General features: G+C 61.1%; 12 protein-coding genes and 1 pseudogene. 4 read left to right on the top strand and 9 right to left on the bottom strand.

All coding sequences use genetic code 11. The features are described 5' to 3' along the window. The first annotated feature begins 17 nt into the window (after window positions 1-17). Window positions 18-974 (top strand): diguanylate cyclase, encoded by a 957-nt coding sequence (locus tag HZY77_RS11740; RefSeq protein WP_296814936.1) that lies wholly within the window; start codon window positions 18-20, stop codon window positions 972-974. Between the two features lie 104 nt (window positions 975-1,078). Here the strand turns inward: HZY77_RS11740 and HZY77_RS11735 are convergent, their stop codons facing one another. From HZY77_RS11735 to rpmH, 8 genes and pseudogenes are all read right to left on the bottom strand, one after another. Further along, window positions 1,079-2,752, bottom strand: a complete 1,674-nt coding sequence (locus tag HZY77_RS11735; protein ID WP_296814933.1) for a DEAD/DEAH box helicase — start codon at window positions 2,750-2,752, stop codon at window positions 1,079-1,081. Window positions 2,753-3,079: 327 nt separating this feature from the next. Continuing rightward, complete coding sequence (locus HZY77_RS11730) at window positions 3,080-4,846, bottom strand: ABC transporter ATP-binding protein (protein WP_296814930.1); 1,767 nt, start codon at window positions 4,844-4,846, stop codon at window positions 3,080-3,082. 94 nt (window positions 4,847-4,940) lie between these two features. Then, complete coding sequence (locus tag HZY77_RS11725; RefSeq protein ID WP_296814928.1) at window positions 4,941-5,585, bottom strand: cytochrome b/b6 domain-containing protein; 645 nt, start codon at window positions 5,583-5,585, stop codon at window positions 4,941-4,943. Further along, window positions 5,518-6,099, bottom strand: a complete 582-nt coding sequence (locus HZY77_RS11720) for a cytochrome c (protein WP_296814925.1) — start codon at window positions 6,097-6,099, stop codon at window positions 5,518-5,520. Before HZY77_RS11720 ends, HZY77_RS11725 begins: the two co-directional genes overlap by 68 nt. A 140-nt stretch (window positions 6,100-6,239) precedes the next feature. Then, a pseudogene (gene mnmE / locus HZY77_RS11715) lies at window positions 6,240-7,579 on the bottom strand (tRNA uridine-5-carboxymethylaminomethyl(34) synthesis GTPase MnmE). Then, window positions 7,551-9,194 (bottom strand): membrane protein insertase YidC, encoded by a 1,644-nt coding sequence (gene yidC, locus HZY77_RS11710; RefSeq protein ID WP_296658984.1) that lies wholly within the window; start codon window positions 9,192-9,194, stop codon window positions 7,551-7,553. The pseudogene mnmE and the gene yidC overlap by 29 nt, the downstream one beginning before the upstream one ends. Before the next feature lie 43 nt (window positions 9,195-9,237). Further along, window positions 9,238-9,603: a ribonuclease P protein component gene (gene rnpA, locus HZY77_RS11705; RefSeq protein ID WP_296814923.1), complete on the bottom strand. Its 366-nt coding sequence runs from the start codon at window positions 9,601-9,603 to the stop codon at window positions 9,238-9,240. 29 nt (window positions 9,604-9,632) lie between these two features. Beyond that, window positions 9,633-9,767 carry a 50S ribosomal protein L34 gene (gene rpmH / locus HZY77_RS11700; protein WP_011313339.1) on the bottom strand — a complete coding sequence of 45 codons (135 nt, stop codon included), beginning with the start codon at window positions 9,765-9,767 and terminating at the stop codon, window positions 9,633-9,635. A 223-nt stretch (window positions 9,768-9,990) separates the two neighbouring features. Here rpmH and dnaA point away from each other — a divergent pair, with 223 nt between their 5' ends. The 3 genes from dnaA (at window position 9,991) to gyrB (ending at window position 15,285) form a co-directional block, all read left to right on the top strand. Next, window positions 9,991-11,334, top strand: coding sequence for a chromosomal replication initiator protein DnaA (gene dnaA, locus HZY77_RS11695; protein WP_296814921.1), 1,344 nt, complete (start codon window positions 9,991-9,993; stop codon window positions 11,332-11,334). A gap of 179 nt (window positions 11,335-11,513) precedes the next feature. Next, a complete protein-coding gene (gene dnaN / locus HZY77_RS11690; protein ID WP_296658988.1) occupies window positions 11,514-12,617 on the top strand; it encodes a DNA polymerase III subunit beta in 1,104 nt (367 codons plus the stop codon). Between the two features lie 208 nt (window positions 12,618-12,825). Continuing rightward, entirely contained in the window at window positions 12,826-15,285 is a 2,460-nt protein-coding gene (gene gyrB, locus HZY77_RS11685; protein ID WP_296814919.1) for a DNA topoisomerase (ATP-hydrolyzing) subunit B, read from the top strand. A 170-nt stretch (window positions 15,286-15,455) separates the two neighbouring features. Here the strand turns inward: gyrB and HZY77_RS11680 are convergent, their stop codons facing one another. Then, complete coding sequence (locus HZY77_RS11680) at window positions 15,456-16,142, bottom strand: Crp/Fnr family transcriptional regulator (protein WP_296814916.1); 687 nt, start codon at window positions 16,140-16,142, stop codon at window positions 15,456-15,458. Window positions 16,143-16,239 lie beyond the last annotated feature (97 nt).

Below are 16,239 nucleotides of genomic sequence, written 5' to 3'. Positions count from 1 at the left end.
CGCGTCTCATCTCTCCGATGGAAATCTACCAACACATCTTTGAATACACACCTGATGCCCTGTTCGTCATCGACCGGGCCGGGCGCATCGTTCTGGCGAACGCGCAGGCGGAAACCTTGTTCGGCTACGACCGAAGCAAGCTGATCAACCAACCTGTCGAAATGTTGATCCCGGCCCGCTTCGCTGCCCTCCATACCGGCCATCGCGCCCGCTATATCACCGACGCACACACCCGATCGATGGGCGGCACCGCCGAGCTTTTCGCCCTGCACAAGGACGGCAGCGAGTTTCCGGTCGACATCATGCTGAGTCCGATGATGCTTCATGGCGACCAACTGGTCCTCTGTGTCGTACGCGACATCACCGAGCGCAAGGCCGCCCAGGATGCGCTCGCGCGACAAACCACCGAGCTCCGGCGATTGCATGCGGAATTGGAACTGCTCGCCAATCATGACGGCCTGACCGGCCTGTATAACTGGCGCGCATTTTACGAATATGCCGAACAAATGCTCAAAACCGCTCACCGCCGCCAGGAAAATGCAACGCTGTTGATGATCGATCTGGATCATTTCAAACAGATCAACGACCGTTTCGGCCATGCCGAAGGCGATCGCGTCCTGCAAGCCGTCGCATCCACCCTCAAGGCCGCAGCCCGGGATAACGACATCGTGGCGCGACATGGCGGCGAGGAATTTGTCGTGGCTGCGCTCGGGTTGAGCGAAGCGGAAAGCCTGGTCGCGGCCGAACGGCTGCGCGCGGCCGTGGCGGCCATCGAAAACATGAAAACCCGCATCACAACCAGCATCGGCATTGCCACGCTCATCCCGCAAACACAGAAACACGAAACGCGCCGAATACTGGCCGAACTGCTCGACAAGGCCGACCAGGCGCTCTACGCGGCCAAACACAATGGCCGGAACCAGGTCTGCCACTTCAACCGTCTCACGGATCTGGCACAACCCGCCACGTCGTAATGGACCGCCTCGTGTCAGCCGCGCCCCGGCGCGGTCCGGATACGCCAGAGACAATAAAAAGGGGGCATCTGCCCCCTTCTCTCTCCGGCCGGACATCCGCGCAATCAGTCCTTGAACCGGCCCCGTACGCCGACGCGGTTGGCGCCACCCCGGTTGTCGTTGCCACGTGGCTGCGCTGCGCCCGCGCGCGCGCCGGGCGCACGATTGCCGTAGCTGCGGGTCGCCGCGGCCACTGCTTTGGCCTTGGCTTCGCGCTCGCGCTTCTCCCAATATTCGACGCTGTTGCCGTTGATTTCACCGTTCGGCTCGCGCGGCACGTCACCACCGCGGAACCCTTCGTGGCGCGGCGGACGATCGCCGGTCATGCGAGGCACGTCGGACGGGCCACGCACGGCGGCCTGTTCAAAACGGTTGCCGCGCGGCGCATCGCTGCGTGCAGGACGTGCGTCGGTACGGTAGCTGCGATCGCGGTTGTCACGGCTGTCGCCACGCGACGGACGGTCACCATAGCTGCGCGGTTCGTTGCGGTCGCCGAAAGTGCGCTTCTGCCCGTCCGGGCGCCTGTCGCCGAACCCGCCGCGCGGGCCGTTGTTGCTGCGCGGACGACCCGACGATGACGGACGCCCGGAGGCCGGCTTCTGGGTCGGCTCCAGCCCCGGCAGCGTGTGCACCTCGATGCGGTTGCCGGTATAGCGTTCGATGTTCTTCACCAGTCCGCCTTCACGCATGCCGGCAAAGCTCACCGCGATGCCGGTGCGGCCGGCGCGGCCGGTACGACCGATACGGTGGACATAGTCCTCGGCCTGGCGCGGCAGGTCGAAGTTGATGACATGGCTGATGGTCGCCACGTCGATGCCGCGCGCGGCGACGTCGGTGGCCACCAGCACGCGGGTACGGCCTTCGCGCAGGCGCTGCAACGCGCGGTTGCGCTGGCCCTGCTGCATGTCGCCATGCAGCGCGTCGGACGCGAAGCCACTGTCGGCCAGTAGGTCGGAGATCTCCTCGGTGCTGCGCTTGGTCGAGGCGAACACGATGGCCTGCACCATGTCCACGTCGCGCAGCAACGCGTCGAGTAGACGGTTCTTGTGGTCCATGTTGTCGGCAAACAGCAGACGCTGTTCGATCTTGGATTCCTTGTGCGGCACGGCCTCGATTTCGATGCGCTGGGCGTCGCGGGTCAGTTCGCGTGCCAGGTTGCCTACCACGCCGTCGAGCGTGGCCGAGAACAGCAGCGTCTGGCGCTCGGCGGGGCAGCGCGCGGCAATGGCCTTGATGTCGTCGACAAAGCCCATGTCGAGCATGCGGTCGGCTTCATCCAGCACCAGCACTTCCAGGCGCGAGAAGTCGATCTTGCCGCGCTCCAGGTGATCGATCAGGCGGCCCGGGGTCGCCACCACCACGTCGACCGGTTGCGACAGACGCTTCAACTGCAGGCCGTAAGGCGCGCCACCGACCAGACAGGCGGTACGGAAACGGCGCAGATCCTTGCCATAGGTCATGGCAGCCTTTTCGACCTGCAGCGCGAGTTCGCGCGTCGGGGTCAGCACCAGCACGCGCGGGCCCATGCTCTTGACGGTCGGCTCGGCCAGCATGCGCTGGATCGACGGCAGCAGGAAAGCCGCCGTCTTGCCGCTGCCGGTGTGCGAGGATACCAACAGATCGCGCCCGCTCAATGCGGCGGGTATCGCCTGCATTTGAACCGGCGTGGCGTTTTCATAGCCTGCGGCCAGAACGGATTTAAGGATGAGGGGATCAAGCCCCAGTTCGGAAAAGCTCATGGCAAACCTTTTAAAGTGCGCTCAAACGCGCAAATCAGACCTGCGCCCGGCACACGCCAGACAGGCCACAAAATACGAACCGGAAATAAGCAGCGTTTGGAATCGGTTGATTCCTGCACGCCCAACGGGTCGCGTCGATCACATCGGCGCCAACCACAAGACTTGTCACTGCCGGCTGCAAAAATAACCGGCGGCACAAAGAGAGGTCGAAGACGATGGGGCTGTGAGAACAGTCCCGAGGCACGGCGGCAAAAGCCTGACCTGCCCACTGCTGTATGCACAACTGCGCGCAGTGTATCAGAAAACGCTGATTTTCCAGAACTGTATTTACGCGTGGTGGTACAACTTGTGATACAACCCACCGCGGCCGATCAATTCGTCATGGCCGCCCTCCTCCACCACACGGCCGTTCTCGAACACCAGGATGCGGTCGGCCTGTTTCACGGCCGACAGACGGTGGGCGATGATGAGCGTCGTGCGCCCGGCCAGGAATCCGCCAAGCGCCTGGTGCAGCCGCCGTTCGGTATCGGTATCGAGCGCCGACGTGGCCTCGTCGAGGATCACGATCTGCGGATGGGCGACGATCATGCGTGCAATGGCCAGCCGTTGCCGCTGTCCACCCGACAACCGCACCCCNTGTTTCCCGACTAGGGTATCCAGCCCGTGCGGCAGGGCGGCGATGATGTCCTTCAACTGCGCGATTTCCAGCGCCTGCCACAGCGTGGCGTCATCGGCTGCGCGGCCGAGCGTGAGATTGGCACGCACGCTGTCGTTGAACAGTACCGGGTGCTGCAATACCACGCCCACATGTTCGCGCACGGCTTCCCAGCCGATCTCGGTGACCGGCGCCGCCCCATACAGGATCCGGCCGGATTTCACCGGATAGAGCCCCAGCAAGGCCTGCACCAGCGTCGACTTGCCACCGCCGGAGGCTCCGACCAACGCCACTTTTTCGCCCGCCGCCACCTCGAGACTGACGTCGTCCAGCACCGTCTCGCCGTCCGCATAGGCAAAGCTTACGTGCTCAAGCGCGATCCCGACGGTCGGCTGGCCGGCAAACGGATCGCGCTGCGCGGAATGCTGCGGTTCGCTGTGCAGGCCGAGCAGCGCATTGATGCGGCCCAGTGCCGCATTGGCGGCGAACCAGGCATATTGCAGATTCACCAGTTCCTGCACCGGCGTCATCATGAACCAGAGGTAGCCGAACACCGCCAGCATCTCGCCGATGGTGAGATTGGAAAACACCACCATCAGCATCGCGCCGGCGCGGAAGGCGTCGAAGCCGGCAAGAAACACGAAGAACGAAATCCGGCTCATCGCGTCCGACTTCCAGGCGAACGCGGCCGCGTGCCGACGAATGTCGGCCGCCTTGTCCGTTACCCGCATCAGGTAATGCTTTTCGCGGTTCATCGCCCGAATCTGGGTCAGCGCGTCGAGCGTTTCGGACAACGCATCCTGGAACACCTCGAAAGCGCGGTTTTCGTGTCGCTTCAGATCCTTCACCCGCTTGCCGAGCCGGGTGGAAAACAGGATCACCACCGGGTTCAGCAAGAGGATGAAGAGCGCCAGCTGCCAGTGCATCCAGAACAGCACCGCTGCCACCCCGACCAGGGTCAGCACCGACACCACCAAACCCGAAACCGACGCCCCGAGGAAGCTGTCGACGGCATTGAGGTCGGTGACGAAATGCGAGGTGACCCGACCCGCGCCTACCGTCTCGAACTCTGACAGCGCGATGCGCGACAGCCGGGCGAGCATCCTTACCCGAATGCGGTAGACCACATCCTTGGCCAGCAGGGAAAATGTACGTCCCTGCCAGACGTTGAGCAGGATCGACGTCAGCCGAAGCGCGACCGTGAGCAGCAGCGCCATACCGATGAACAGCACCGGCCCGTGCCAGGCAGCGGGAAAGACCGCGCCGATCCTGCCTACGAAGGCCCCCGGATGATGCAGCAGCACCTCGTCCACCATCAATGGCAGCAGCAGCGGCACCGGTACGGCAGCCACCACTGCCAGCAGGGCAATGACGTTGGCCTGCAGCAGACGCGTGCGATGGATTTTGAGCTCGTCGGCGATGCCGCGCCACGTCAGCATGAGGGGCCATCCTGAAGGAAAGTTACACGCTGCAAGCATAAGCGTTGACGTGCCCGGATAAAAGCGCTGTGCGCCGGCCCGCCCGTAGAGCGACTTATAGACCTGAAACGCCGCCGCCTATCCAGAGCAGCGCGTAAACGAGCGCCGACGTCAAACCCAACAGCACGAGCGCCCACCAAGTCGACACCATACGCCCGGCCGTCGCACACGCCATCCCGACCTTCATGCCGGAGAACATCGCTTTGATCATGTCGTCACGGCGCAGCAGCTGATGGGCCAACACAGCCGCAACATGCAGACCGATCAAGGCCAGCAGCAAATCAAAATTGTAGGTATGCAGGGTAGTGATGAGACTGCTGGTGTCGTGCTCGAGCCAATGCGAGAGCGGCGCCTCGTAATCGCTGTCATCGTTTCCGAACAGACCGGTCATCGCCTGCACCACCAACAGCAGCAACAGGCTCACGATCATCCATCCGCCCAGCGGGTTATGCCCCAGATAAGCCTTCGGCTGGCGTTGCAACACGCTGCGAAAATACGCGTAGCTGGCGCGCGGACCCCGCACGAAATGCGCAAAACGCGCCGTGTCGCTGCCCACAAGCCCCCAGACAATACGGAACAGCACCAGCGTAAGAATGGCAAGCCCCGACCAGGCATGGTATTCCATCCACTGGTTACCCTGCTCCCCGCTCCACCAGGAGAATCCGAACAAGGCCAGCAGCAGCCAGTGAAACAGCCGCACTGGGACATCCCATACCCTGACCCGCACAGACGGCTGCGTCATAACACAGACGGCCCCGGAACGTTTTATGGCAGGCGGCGCAGCTGTCGCTCACGTGCATATAGGCCGGGCGGATCGCGTCCAGATTGCCGGTCTTGGCCGACGCGGCGAGGCCGGACACCGCCTTGATGTAGGTGTCCTGTGCCTGTTTGAATTGCGCGGCTTGCTGCCACACTGCGGGTTTGGCACGACTCGGCGCATAGGTGCTGCCCGGCGGAAAATAAGGCCACGGCTGGGTGCTCAGGCTTTGAAGCTTGTCGGCGAGCGTAAGGAATTTCGCTGCGACATAAGGCGTTTTACCGCGCACCATGATCCCCATCGGCTCAAACGTACGCAGGGTTTCCTGCAACAGTGCGCGGCGCTTGGTCACCGGCTGGCCGGGATGCGTATCGGCCTTGGGGCCGCATCCGGCCAGCATCAGGGCGGCACCCATCAATAACGGCGCAGCGCGCCAATAGGGTTTGAGCGAAATCATGGTCATTCCTGGCCGAGGGCAGAAAACGGCAAAGGTCTATGGATAGCGTAAACATATGTCGAGTTCCCCAGGGCACGCAGGGGCTCGCAAATAATGCGGATCGCGCCCGCAAAGCGGGGCAGGCAGACGCACAAGACCCTTTACTTTCCGATGCAGAACGAACTGAAAATCTCACCCAACAGATCGTCAGCCGTAAACTCGCCGGTGATTTCCGACAAGGCAGCCTGCGCCAGCCGCAGTTCCTCGGCAAACAATTCCAGCTGGCCGGTCGATTCACGCGCAACGGCAAGATGGCCGGCGGCACGACCCAGCGCATCCAGATGACGTGCGCGCGCCATGAACGTGCCCTCGCCCGCCGCCTGCCAACCCACCGACGCCAGCAGCTTGCCGCGCAGGAGATCGATCCCGGCACCGGTCCGGGCGGAAAGCCAGACCTCGTCGCCCGCCACGCGCGGTGCTTCGCCGGTGACATCGATCTTGTTGTGGATCGTGAGCCGCACCACCGGCGGCAAGCGCGCCAGGATCGCCGCCTCGCGCTCGCTGAGGCCATGCGCCGCATCCACCAGCAGCAACGCCACGTCGGCCTTTTCCACCGCCTCCCAGGTGCGCGCGATACCCAGTCTTTCCACCGTGTCGTCGGTCTCACGCAGGCCTGCGGTATCGACGATGTGCAACGGCACGCCTTCAATCTGGATCGCCTCGCGTACGGTATCGCGCGTGGTGCCCGCGATCTCGGTGACGATCGCGGCCTCGAATCCAGCCAATTGATTCAGCAAACTCGACTTGCCCACGTTCGGCTGGCCGATCAGCACCACGGTCAACCCTTCGCGCAGCAGCGCGCCTTGTTTTGCCTGCGATCGCACCGCAGCCAGGCTGGCGTCAATCGCATCGAGGCGCCCGAAGGCGTCGGCCTGTTTGAGAAAATCGATCTCCTCTTCGGGAAAGTCGAGCGTGGCCTCGACCAGCATGCGCAGACGCGTCAGCGCGTCGACCAGTTCCGCGATCCGCGCCGAGAAGGCACCTGCCAGCGAACGCACCGCCGAGCGCGCCGCCTCGGTGGAAGCCGCGTCGATCAGATCGGCCACCGCCTCGGCCTGGGTCAGATCGAGCCTGCCGTTCAGAAAGGCGCGACGGGAGAACTCACCCGGCTCGGCCAGCCGCGCACCGAGTTCCAGGCAACGTTGCAGGATCAGGTTCAACACCACCGGTCCGCCGTGGCCTTGCAGTTCCAGCACGTGCTCGCCGGTAAACGAATGGGGGCGACAAAATGAAGCGCGATTCCCTCGTCGAGGGCTTCGCCATCGCGATCGAGAAAGCGACAGAACGTCGCATGGCGCGGCACGGGCACGCGCCCAAGCATGGCTTGTGCAAGCGGGACGATATCCGCCCCTGATACCCGTACCACACCCACGCCACCGCGTCCGGGGGCGGTGGCGATGGCTGCAATCAGATCAGGCTTTGCCGGAGGCGGGCTTGCCACCGTCCTGAACCTGTTTGTTGATCACCCATTGCTGGGTAATGGACAGGATGTTGTTGACGATCCAGTACAGCACCAGGCCGGCCGGGAAAAAGACGAACATCACGGTAAACGCCACCGGCATGATCATCATGATCTTGGCCTGCATCGGATCCATCGGCTGCGGATTGAGCTTGACCTGCAGGATCGACGTGATGCCCATGATGATCGGCAGGATGAAGAAAGGATCGGGCGCGGTCAGGTCGTGGATCCAGCCCAGCCACGGCGCGCCGCGCATTTCCACCGCCGCCAGCAACACCCAGTACAACGCGATGAACACGGGAATCTGGATCAGGATCGGGAAGCAGCCGCCGAGCGGATTGATTTTCTCGGTCTTGTACATCTCCGCCATCGCTTGATGCAGCTTGGCGCGGTCGTCGCCATAGGTTTCCTTCAGCTTCTGCAGGCGCGGCGTGAGTTTCTTCATCTTGGCCATCGACTTGTAGCCGGCGGCCGACAGCGGGAACAACGCCAGTTTGAGGAGGATGGTCAGAATGATGATGGCCCATCCCCAGTTGCCGACGAAGTGCTCGATTTTTGCCAGCGACCAGTAAATGGGGAAGGCCAGGGGCGTAAGCCAGCCGTAATCGCGCGCGAGATCCAGGCCGGGNGCGGCCGCTTCGAGCAATTTCTGCGTCTGCGGTCCCGCGTACAAGGGCACGGTAAAGACTTTCTGCTGGCCGGGCGCCAAGGTGCCCTCCGCCAGAATGACGCCGGCGGAATAGAGATCATGCCCCAGAGCGCGTGCGTAATACTCGCGCTTGACAGTGCCCTCGGGCAGCCAGGCCGCCACAAAGTGATGCTGCACCAAACTCACCCATCCGTCGTCGGCCGTTTTTTCAAACTCGGCCTTGCCTTCCTGGATGGCTTTGAACGTGACCTTCTGGAATTTCTTGGCGTCCGTGTAGAACGCCGGGCCGGTAAAGGTATGCAGGAAGAAAGACGCGCCGCGCGGTGCGCCGGAATGGCGGGTGAACTGGTAATACGGGGTCAGGTCGACAGGCTGGGTCCCGTTGTTGATGACCCGGGTTCTGAGGGCAATCTCATAGCTGTTGCGCTTGAAGATATAGGTCTTCTCGACGCGCACGCCCGTGGCGGGATCATTCCACACCAGGGGGACCTCCACTTGCGAAGCGCCCCGGGTCAGACGGTAGGTGCCGGGATTCAACTGAAAAACGCTGCGATGTGTCGGTAGATCCTTGCCAAGCAGACCGCTCTGCGCAAGATAGGGCTGGGCCGGATCGTCTTCAAACAGCGTGAAGATCTCGTTGCGTGCTTCCGTCTCGCGATAGGTCAGCAGTTGAAGCTGGCGGAGGTCGCCGCCATTGGCATCGATCGTGGCGCGCAACACATCGGTTTCCACCACCGCACGCGCACCCTTCACAAATCCGGCTTGGGCTGGCGCGGCGGCGGGGGCGTTCAGCCCTTGGCTTGGAATAGGCGGCGTGCTCGTGCTGGCCGGCGCGTTCGTCGCCGTGACAGCTGGTGGCGGCGGCGCATGCTTGTCCTGCCAAGCCTCCCACAACAAAAGCAGGGAGAAGGAAAAGACGATGAAAAGAATCAGCCGCTGGTTATCCATGGAACGGGGCGCTATGAGTTGGGATGGGGTTCCGGAGTGGCAATCAGGGGTCGCCTGCTGCCATGGCGGGCCATTTTGCCATGGCTCGATGGCCCGCACGTGCGAACGTGCGCAACAAATCCCGTGCCTCATCGCCCGGAACCGGCTTGGCAATGAGACGAACGACAAAGTCGCAGGCGGGCAGTTCCGGCAAAACCTGTCGAAAGCTTTCGCGCACACACCGCTTGACGCGGTTGCGATCCACCGCACGCGCAAGCAAGCGCTTGGCAACGACCATACCCAACCGGGGATATCCCACCTGATTGGGCCGCGCCATCACCATCAGATAATCCGTTCGTGCGCGTTGATTGTCGGCAAATACCTGATCGAAATCGGCCTTGTCGACCAGCCGCGCATCGCGGAGGCGCACGCCACCCGCTGAGTTGAGATGCGCGTTGATTAGACAGCCAGACGTGCGCGACCCTTGGCGCGACGCGCGTTGATCACGGCACGGCCTGCCTTGGTTTTCATGCGGGCACGGAAACCGTGGGTGCGCTTGCGGCGGACGGTGGAAGGCTGGTAAGTGCGTTTCATGGCATATCCTTTCTGGCAGGCATCGGCCCATCCCGCAGTGCGGGCGGGCCAAACACAAAAATCTGTTGAAAAACCGCATATTAGACCCGCCCTACCGGGGGTGTCAAGTTCAGCGGAGAATGCCCCGCAATGTCCGGGGATCCTGCCTGTGGATAACCTTGCCGAAGGGGAGTAAGATTCGCGTTTGAATCCCATGCTGCTTTCCGCCCCTCTCCCCTCGACTATGGATTCCTTCTGGGACCTTTGCCAAGAGCGCTTTCGCGCCAACCTGACCCAGCAGCAGTTCAGCACATGGATCAAACCCNTGGTGTTTGAGGATGCTGACGGCGAGGTCCGCATCCTGGCACCCAATCATTTCGTAATGGACTGGGTCCGCGAGAAATTTGCCGAACACATCGATGGCTGGGCGCAAGAGTTCTATGCCCGCCCTGTCTCCATTACCTATGCACTGGGTANNAAACCCAGTGCGCCGCGCACGCACACGGCACCGTCTACCGTCGCTGCACCAGTGCCGCTGCCCGCCAGCGTGGCTGCTCCTGCCCAGATGGGGATGCGCATCAACCCCGGCTTCACTTTCGACAATTTCGTCTCCGGCCGCGCCAACCAGTTGGCACGGGCAGCGGCACTGCAAATCGCCGACAACCCCGGCGTGGCCTACAACCCACTGTTCGTCTATGGCGGCGTCGGGCTGGGAAAAACCCACCTGTTGCAAGCCATCGGCAATACCGTGCGTCTGGCCAATCCCGATGCGCGAATCAGCTACATCCATGCCAACGATTATGTGGATGACGTGGTCAAGGCCTATCTCAACAAACAGTTCGACGACCTCAAGCGGCGCTACATGTCGCTCGATCTGCTGCTGATCGACGACATCCAATTCCTCGCCAAGAAGGACCGTACCCAGGAAGAGTTTTTCTACGTCTTCAACTCGCTAATCGAGAACAAGAAGCAGATCGTCATCACCTGCGACACCTTTCCCAAGGAAATCAGTGGCCTCGACGACCGTCTGAAATCCCGTTTCGCCTGGGGCCTGACCGTCGCCGTCGAGCCGCCGGAACTGGAAATGCGGGTCGCGATCCTGCTGGCCAAGGCGCAAGCGGAAAACGTCAAGCTCGACGAGAACGTCGCCTTCTTCATTGCCAAGCAGGTGCGTTCCAATGTACGTGAACTCGAAGGTGCGCTGAAACGGGTGATCGCTTTTTCCCGCTTCCACGAANAACCCATCACCCTGGAACTGGTAAAGGAAGCACTGCGGGATCTCATCGCCTCGACGTCACGCATCGTCTCGATCGAGAACATCCAGAAAACCGTTGCCGACTTCTACAAGATCAAGGTTGCCGACATGTTCTCCAAGAAACGGACGCGCAACCTGGCACGCCCCCGCCAGATCGCCATGGCGCTGGCCAAGGAACTCACCAACCAGAGCCTGCCGGAAATCGGCGAATCCTTCGGCGGACGCGACCACACCACGGTGATCCACGCCTGCCGCAAGGTCGCCGAACTGCGGNAGACCGAAGCGGATATCGGCCGTGATTATCTGGTGTTGTTACAAAGCCTGACAGGCTGAGGATGAAATGTGGATAAAGCAGGTTAAGCGTACAAAGCGAGGAATCCATCCCCTTTCCTCCCGTGTTTCCCCGCTGTTATCCACAGCTTAAAACAAGTAACAAGTAGATGTTTTAATTGAGTAAAAAGGCTTACCCCCAATTTCAGGCTGCCTTTATTATGATTCTCAGGAATATATAAATGCTATTAGTACAAAGCGAACGCAACACACTCCTGGCTTCCCTCACCGCCGTTGTCGGGGTAGTCGAACGCCGCCATACCCTCCCCATCCTGTCCAATCTCCTGTTGGAGAAGAAGGGCAGCAAGCTGACCCTGCTGGCGACCGACCTGGAATTGCAGGTGAGCACGCAGCTGGATGTGCAGGCCGGTGAGGATTTCGCCATCACCATCGCGGCACGCAAGTTATTCGACATCGTGCGTGCGCTGCCAGATTCCGCCAAGGTCAAGCTCGATTCCAAGGACAGCCAGGTCGTGGTCAGCGCAGGCAAGTCCCGCTTCACGCTGCAAACCCTGCCGGCTGCCGATTTTCCGCGGGTCGAGACCGGAGCCGGCCTGGGCGAAGCCATCAGCCTGCCGCAAAAAACGCTGAAGCGCCTGCTGCAGCTGGTGCAGTTCGCCATGGCCAGCCAGGACATCCGGTATTACCTCAACGGCATGCTGCTGGTACTGGACGGCAAGCAGTTGCGCGTCGTTGCGACCGACGGGCACCGGCTGAGCTATGCCGAAACCCAACTGGAAACCGAAGCCGAAGCGCGCGAAGTCATCATTCCCCGCAAGACCGTGGTCGAGCTTTCGAAGCTGCTTGGCGATGTGGACGATCCGGTCGAGCTGCGCATCGGCACCAACCAAGTCACCATCACCCTGCCCGGTACCGAGCTGGTGACCAAGGTGGTCGACGGAAAATTCCCCGACTACCAGCGCGTCATCCCTACCAATCAGCCGCGTCACCTCAAGGCCAACCGTCAGAGCGTGATACAGGCCCTGCAGCGCGCGGCGATCCTGTCGAACGAGAAATTCCGCGGCGTGCGCCTGGTGATGAGCGAGAACACCTTGGGCATCGTCTGCAACAACAACGAGCAGGAAGAAGCCGCCGACGAAATCGAAGTCAGCTACAACGGCGATCCACTCGACGTCGGCTTCAACGTGACCTATCTGCTGGACGGCCTCGGCGCAGTCAATACCGACGAAATCACGCTGTCGCTGGGCGACGCCAACAGCAGCATGCTCTTGACCAGCGAAGGCGAAGCCGGTTTCAAGTACGTCGTGATGCCGATGCGGATCTGATCCTGAACAAGGCCCTTCGACAAGTTCAGGGCGAACGGCGGGTGGTTGATTCCGTTCGTGGTGAGCCTTTCGACAGGCTCAGGACAGGCCTGTCGAATGCTCTCATGAGCGAAGTCGAAGGGCATGAATGGAATCAGGCTTCATCAAGCCAACCCACGCAATACTCCTAGCAACAACTGACAGGAATGCCCTACGGGGTGAGAACACCATGAGCGACAAGTCCGACAACAACGCCAATGGCGGCTACGACGAAGACAGCATCCAGCAGCTGGAAGGTCTGGAAGCGGTGCGCAAGCGCCCCGGCATGTACATCGGCGACACCTCCGACGGCACCGGCCTGCACCACATGGTGTTCGAGGTACTGGACAACGCCATCGACGAGGCGCTGGCCGGGTATTGCGACGACATCAAGGTCATCATCCACCCCGACAACTCCATCTCGATTTCCGACAACGGGCGCGGCATCCCGGTCGGTGTCAAATTCGACGACAAGCACGAACCCAAGCGCAGCGCGGCCGAAATCGTCATGACCGTGCTGCACGCCGGCGGCAAGTTCAACCAGAACAGCTACAAGGTTTCGGGCGGCCTGCATGGCGTCGGCGTGTCGTGCGTCAACGGCCTGTCGAAATGGCTGAAACTGATCGTGCGTCGTGACGGCAAANAATACGCGATGACCTTCAACCAGGGCAAGGTGCTCGACCGCCCGATCGAAATCCAGAACGGCGTCGAAGTGTCGCCCATGCAGATCATCGGCGAAACGAAGAACCGCGGCACCGAGGTGCATTTCCTGGCCGACGAGGAAATCTTCGGCAAGGTCGAATTCCATTTCGACATCCTCGCCAAGCGTATTCGCGAGCTGTCCTTCCTCAACAACGGCGTGAAGATCGAACTGATCGACCATCGCGACGGCAAGAGCGAAAACTTCGCGCACTCGGGGGCGNTGAAGGGCTTCGTCAAATACATGAGCCGTCTCAAGAATCCGCTGCATCCGAAGATTTTCAGCGCCATGGGCGAAAAGGACGGCATGACCGTCGAAGTCGCCATGCAGTGGAACGACAGCTATTCCGAAACTGTGCAGTGCTTCACCAACAACATTCCGCAACGCGACGGCGGCACGCATCTCACCGGCTTGCGCATGGCGATGACGCGGGTATTGAACAAGTACATCGAGGAAAACGAAGTCGCCAAGAAAGCCAAGGTCGAGACCACCGGCGACGACATGCGCGAAGGCCTCACCTGTGTGCTGTCGGTGAAAGTGCCGGAGCCCAAGTTTTCGTCGCAGACCAAGGACAAACTGGTGTCCAGCGAAGTGCAGCCAGTGGTGCAGGAAGTGGTCGGCCAGAAGCTCGCCGAATTCCTGCTGGAGAACCCCAACGACGCCAAGCTCCTGTGCGCCAAGATCGTCGACGCCGNNCGCGCGCGCGAGGCCGCCCGCAAGGCGCGTGAAATCACTCGTCGCAAGGGCGTGATGGACGGTCTGGGCTTGCCCGGCAAGCTCGCTGACTGCCAGGAAAAAGATCCCGCTCTCTCGGAGATTTATCTGGTCGAGGGCGATTCCGCAGGCGGTTCGGCCAAGCAGGGACGCGACCGCAAATTCCAGGCGATCCTGCCACTCAAGGGCAAGATCCTCAACGTCGAGCGCGCGCGCTTCGACAAGGTCATCGGCAGCCAGGAAATCGCCACGCTTATCACCGCGCTCGGCACCAGCATCGGCAAGGACGACTACAATCCCGACAAGCTGCGCTATCACCGCATCATCATCATGACCGACGCCGACGTCGACGGCGCCCACATCCGCACCCTGCTGCTCACCTTCTTCTACCGCCAGATGCCCGAACTGGTCGAGCGCGGCCATATCTATATCGCGCAGCCGCCGCTGTACAAGGTCAAGCATGGCCGCTCCGAGCGCTACATCAAGGACGAGCATGCGCTGAAGGAGCACCTGATGGCCGAGGCGATGAAGGACGCCGAACTGACCCCGATGGACGGCGCCATGCCGATTTCCGGCGAAGCGCTGGAGGCGCTGGCGCGCGAATATTTCCTCGCCGAGGCCGTCAGCGAACGCTTGGCCCGCTTGCTTCCAGACGACGTATTGCAGGTGCTGATGAAGATCCCACGTCTGAGCCTCGCCGACAGCGGCGCCGCGATGATGGCCGAAGCCAGCCTGGGCGCGGCGCTCGACGCGCATAAATTCGAGGTGGCCGCCGAATATCTCAGCGAAACCGACACCCATCGTCTGCGCATCACCCGCCATTCCCACGGCAACGCCTACGTCAACTTCCTCGAAGCGGACCTGCTTGAATCAGGCGACTACAGCCAGCTGGTCAAGGTCGGCGATCTGCTGCGCGACCTAATCGGCCTGGGCGCCCGCGCTAAACGCGGCGAGAAGGAAGCGCCGGTACAAAGCTTCCGCGAAGCGATGGACTGGTTCCTCGCCGAAGTCAAACGCGGCATGAGCATTCAGCGCTACAAGGGCCTGGGCGAGATGAACCCGGCCCAGCTGTGGGAAACCACCATGGATCCGAAAGTGCGCCGCCTGATGAAGGTGCAGATCGAGGATGCGATTTCGTCCGATCAGATTTTCACCACGCTGATGGGCGATGAAGTCGAGCCGCGGCGGAATTTCATCGAGACGAATGCGCTGGGTGTACGCAATTTGGATGTTTGAGTTGTGGTTCTTGTGCGTAAACGGAAATAGCGTCACGAGAAGCCATTCTACGGCACAGAATTTCTGAAATTGGCAACGCTTTAAGGCCAACCAATCTGGTTGGCCTTTTCTTTGGCGCAATGAAGAAGCAAAGAAAACGCAGACATGGGATTGGCCGAAGGCAATCCCCATCATTCCCAATGGTCCGGGCCAGAGGCCGCAGCGCGCATTTCCGGACTCTCAATGTAAATTCTGCGGTTTTCCAGGCTTAGAAAGCCTCTCCGCTTTAGCTTGCTGAGCATCCCGGTAACCGTTTGGCGTGTGGTGCCAACCATATCGGCAATTTCTTGGTGGGTAAGCGTGATGTCGAGGTGGATATCCTGCCCAACGTGGACGCCATGGCGCGCACTCAAACGTAGGATCAACTTCATGATGCGGGTCTCAACGTCGTCATTGACCAGGTTGACGATGACTTCACTCAGGGTGCGCATACGGCACGACAGTACCTGCATGACGAGATGCAGGGAATCAGGATGGTCGCGAAGAAACCCGGAAAACTGGCTTTGCGACAATTTAAGCACCTCCGATGCCTCGCACACGTGCGCATGCACCACGCGTCCTCCCCCNTGTGCCACTTCTGCAAGGCCGAACATTTCACCTGCAAAGCAGAACCACAGAATGACTTCCTTGCCGGTATGCGACGGTTGGCAAATCTTGACTCGACCTTTGCGAAGGAAATAGACGTGCTTGCCCGGCGCCCCTGCACGGAACACGAATTCGCCCTTGGAAAAACGCTGCATCGTGCCAAGGGAAAGTAACGCCTCCCGGTCTTCCCCGCTCATGCGGGCGAGTATGTCGGTTTGCTGATCAAGTGGCATGTGCATCCTCTGTTGGATTGCCGTGCCTTAAACGACATTTTCTTTAATGCCGGAAATGTCAGTTGGCCGACATACTTTCCCCGAGATGGCCAGAATA

It is taken from the genome of Thiobacillus sp., from assembly GCF_013693775.1.
GTDB lineage: Bacteria > Pseudomonadota > Gammaproteobacteria > Burkholderiales > Thiobacillaceae > Thiobacillus.
The sequence above is the reverse complement of the archived record's forward strand: the minus strand, read 5'-3'. Positions and strand labels throughout refer to the sequence as shown.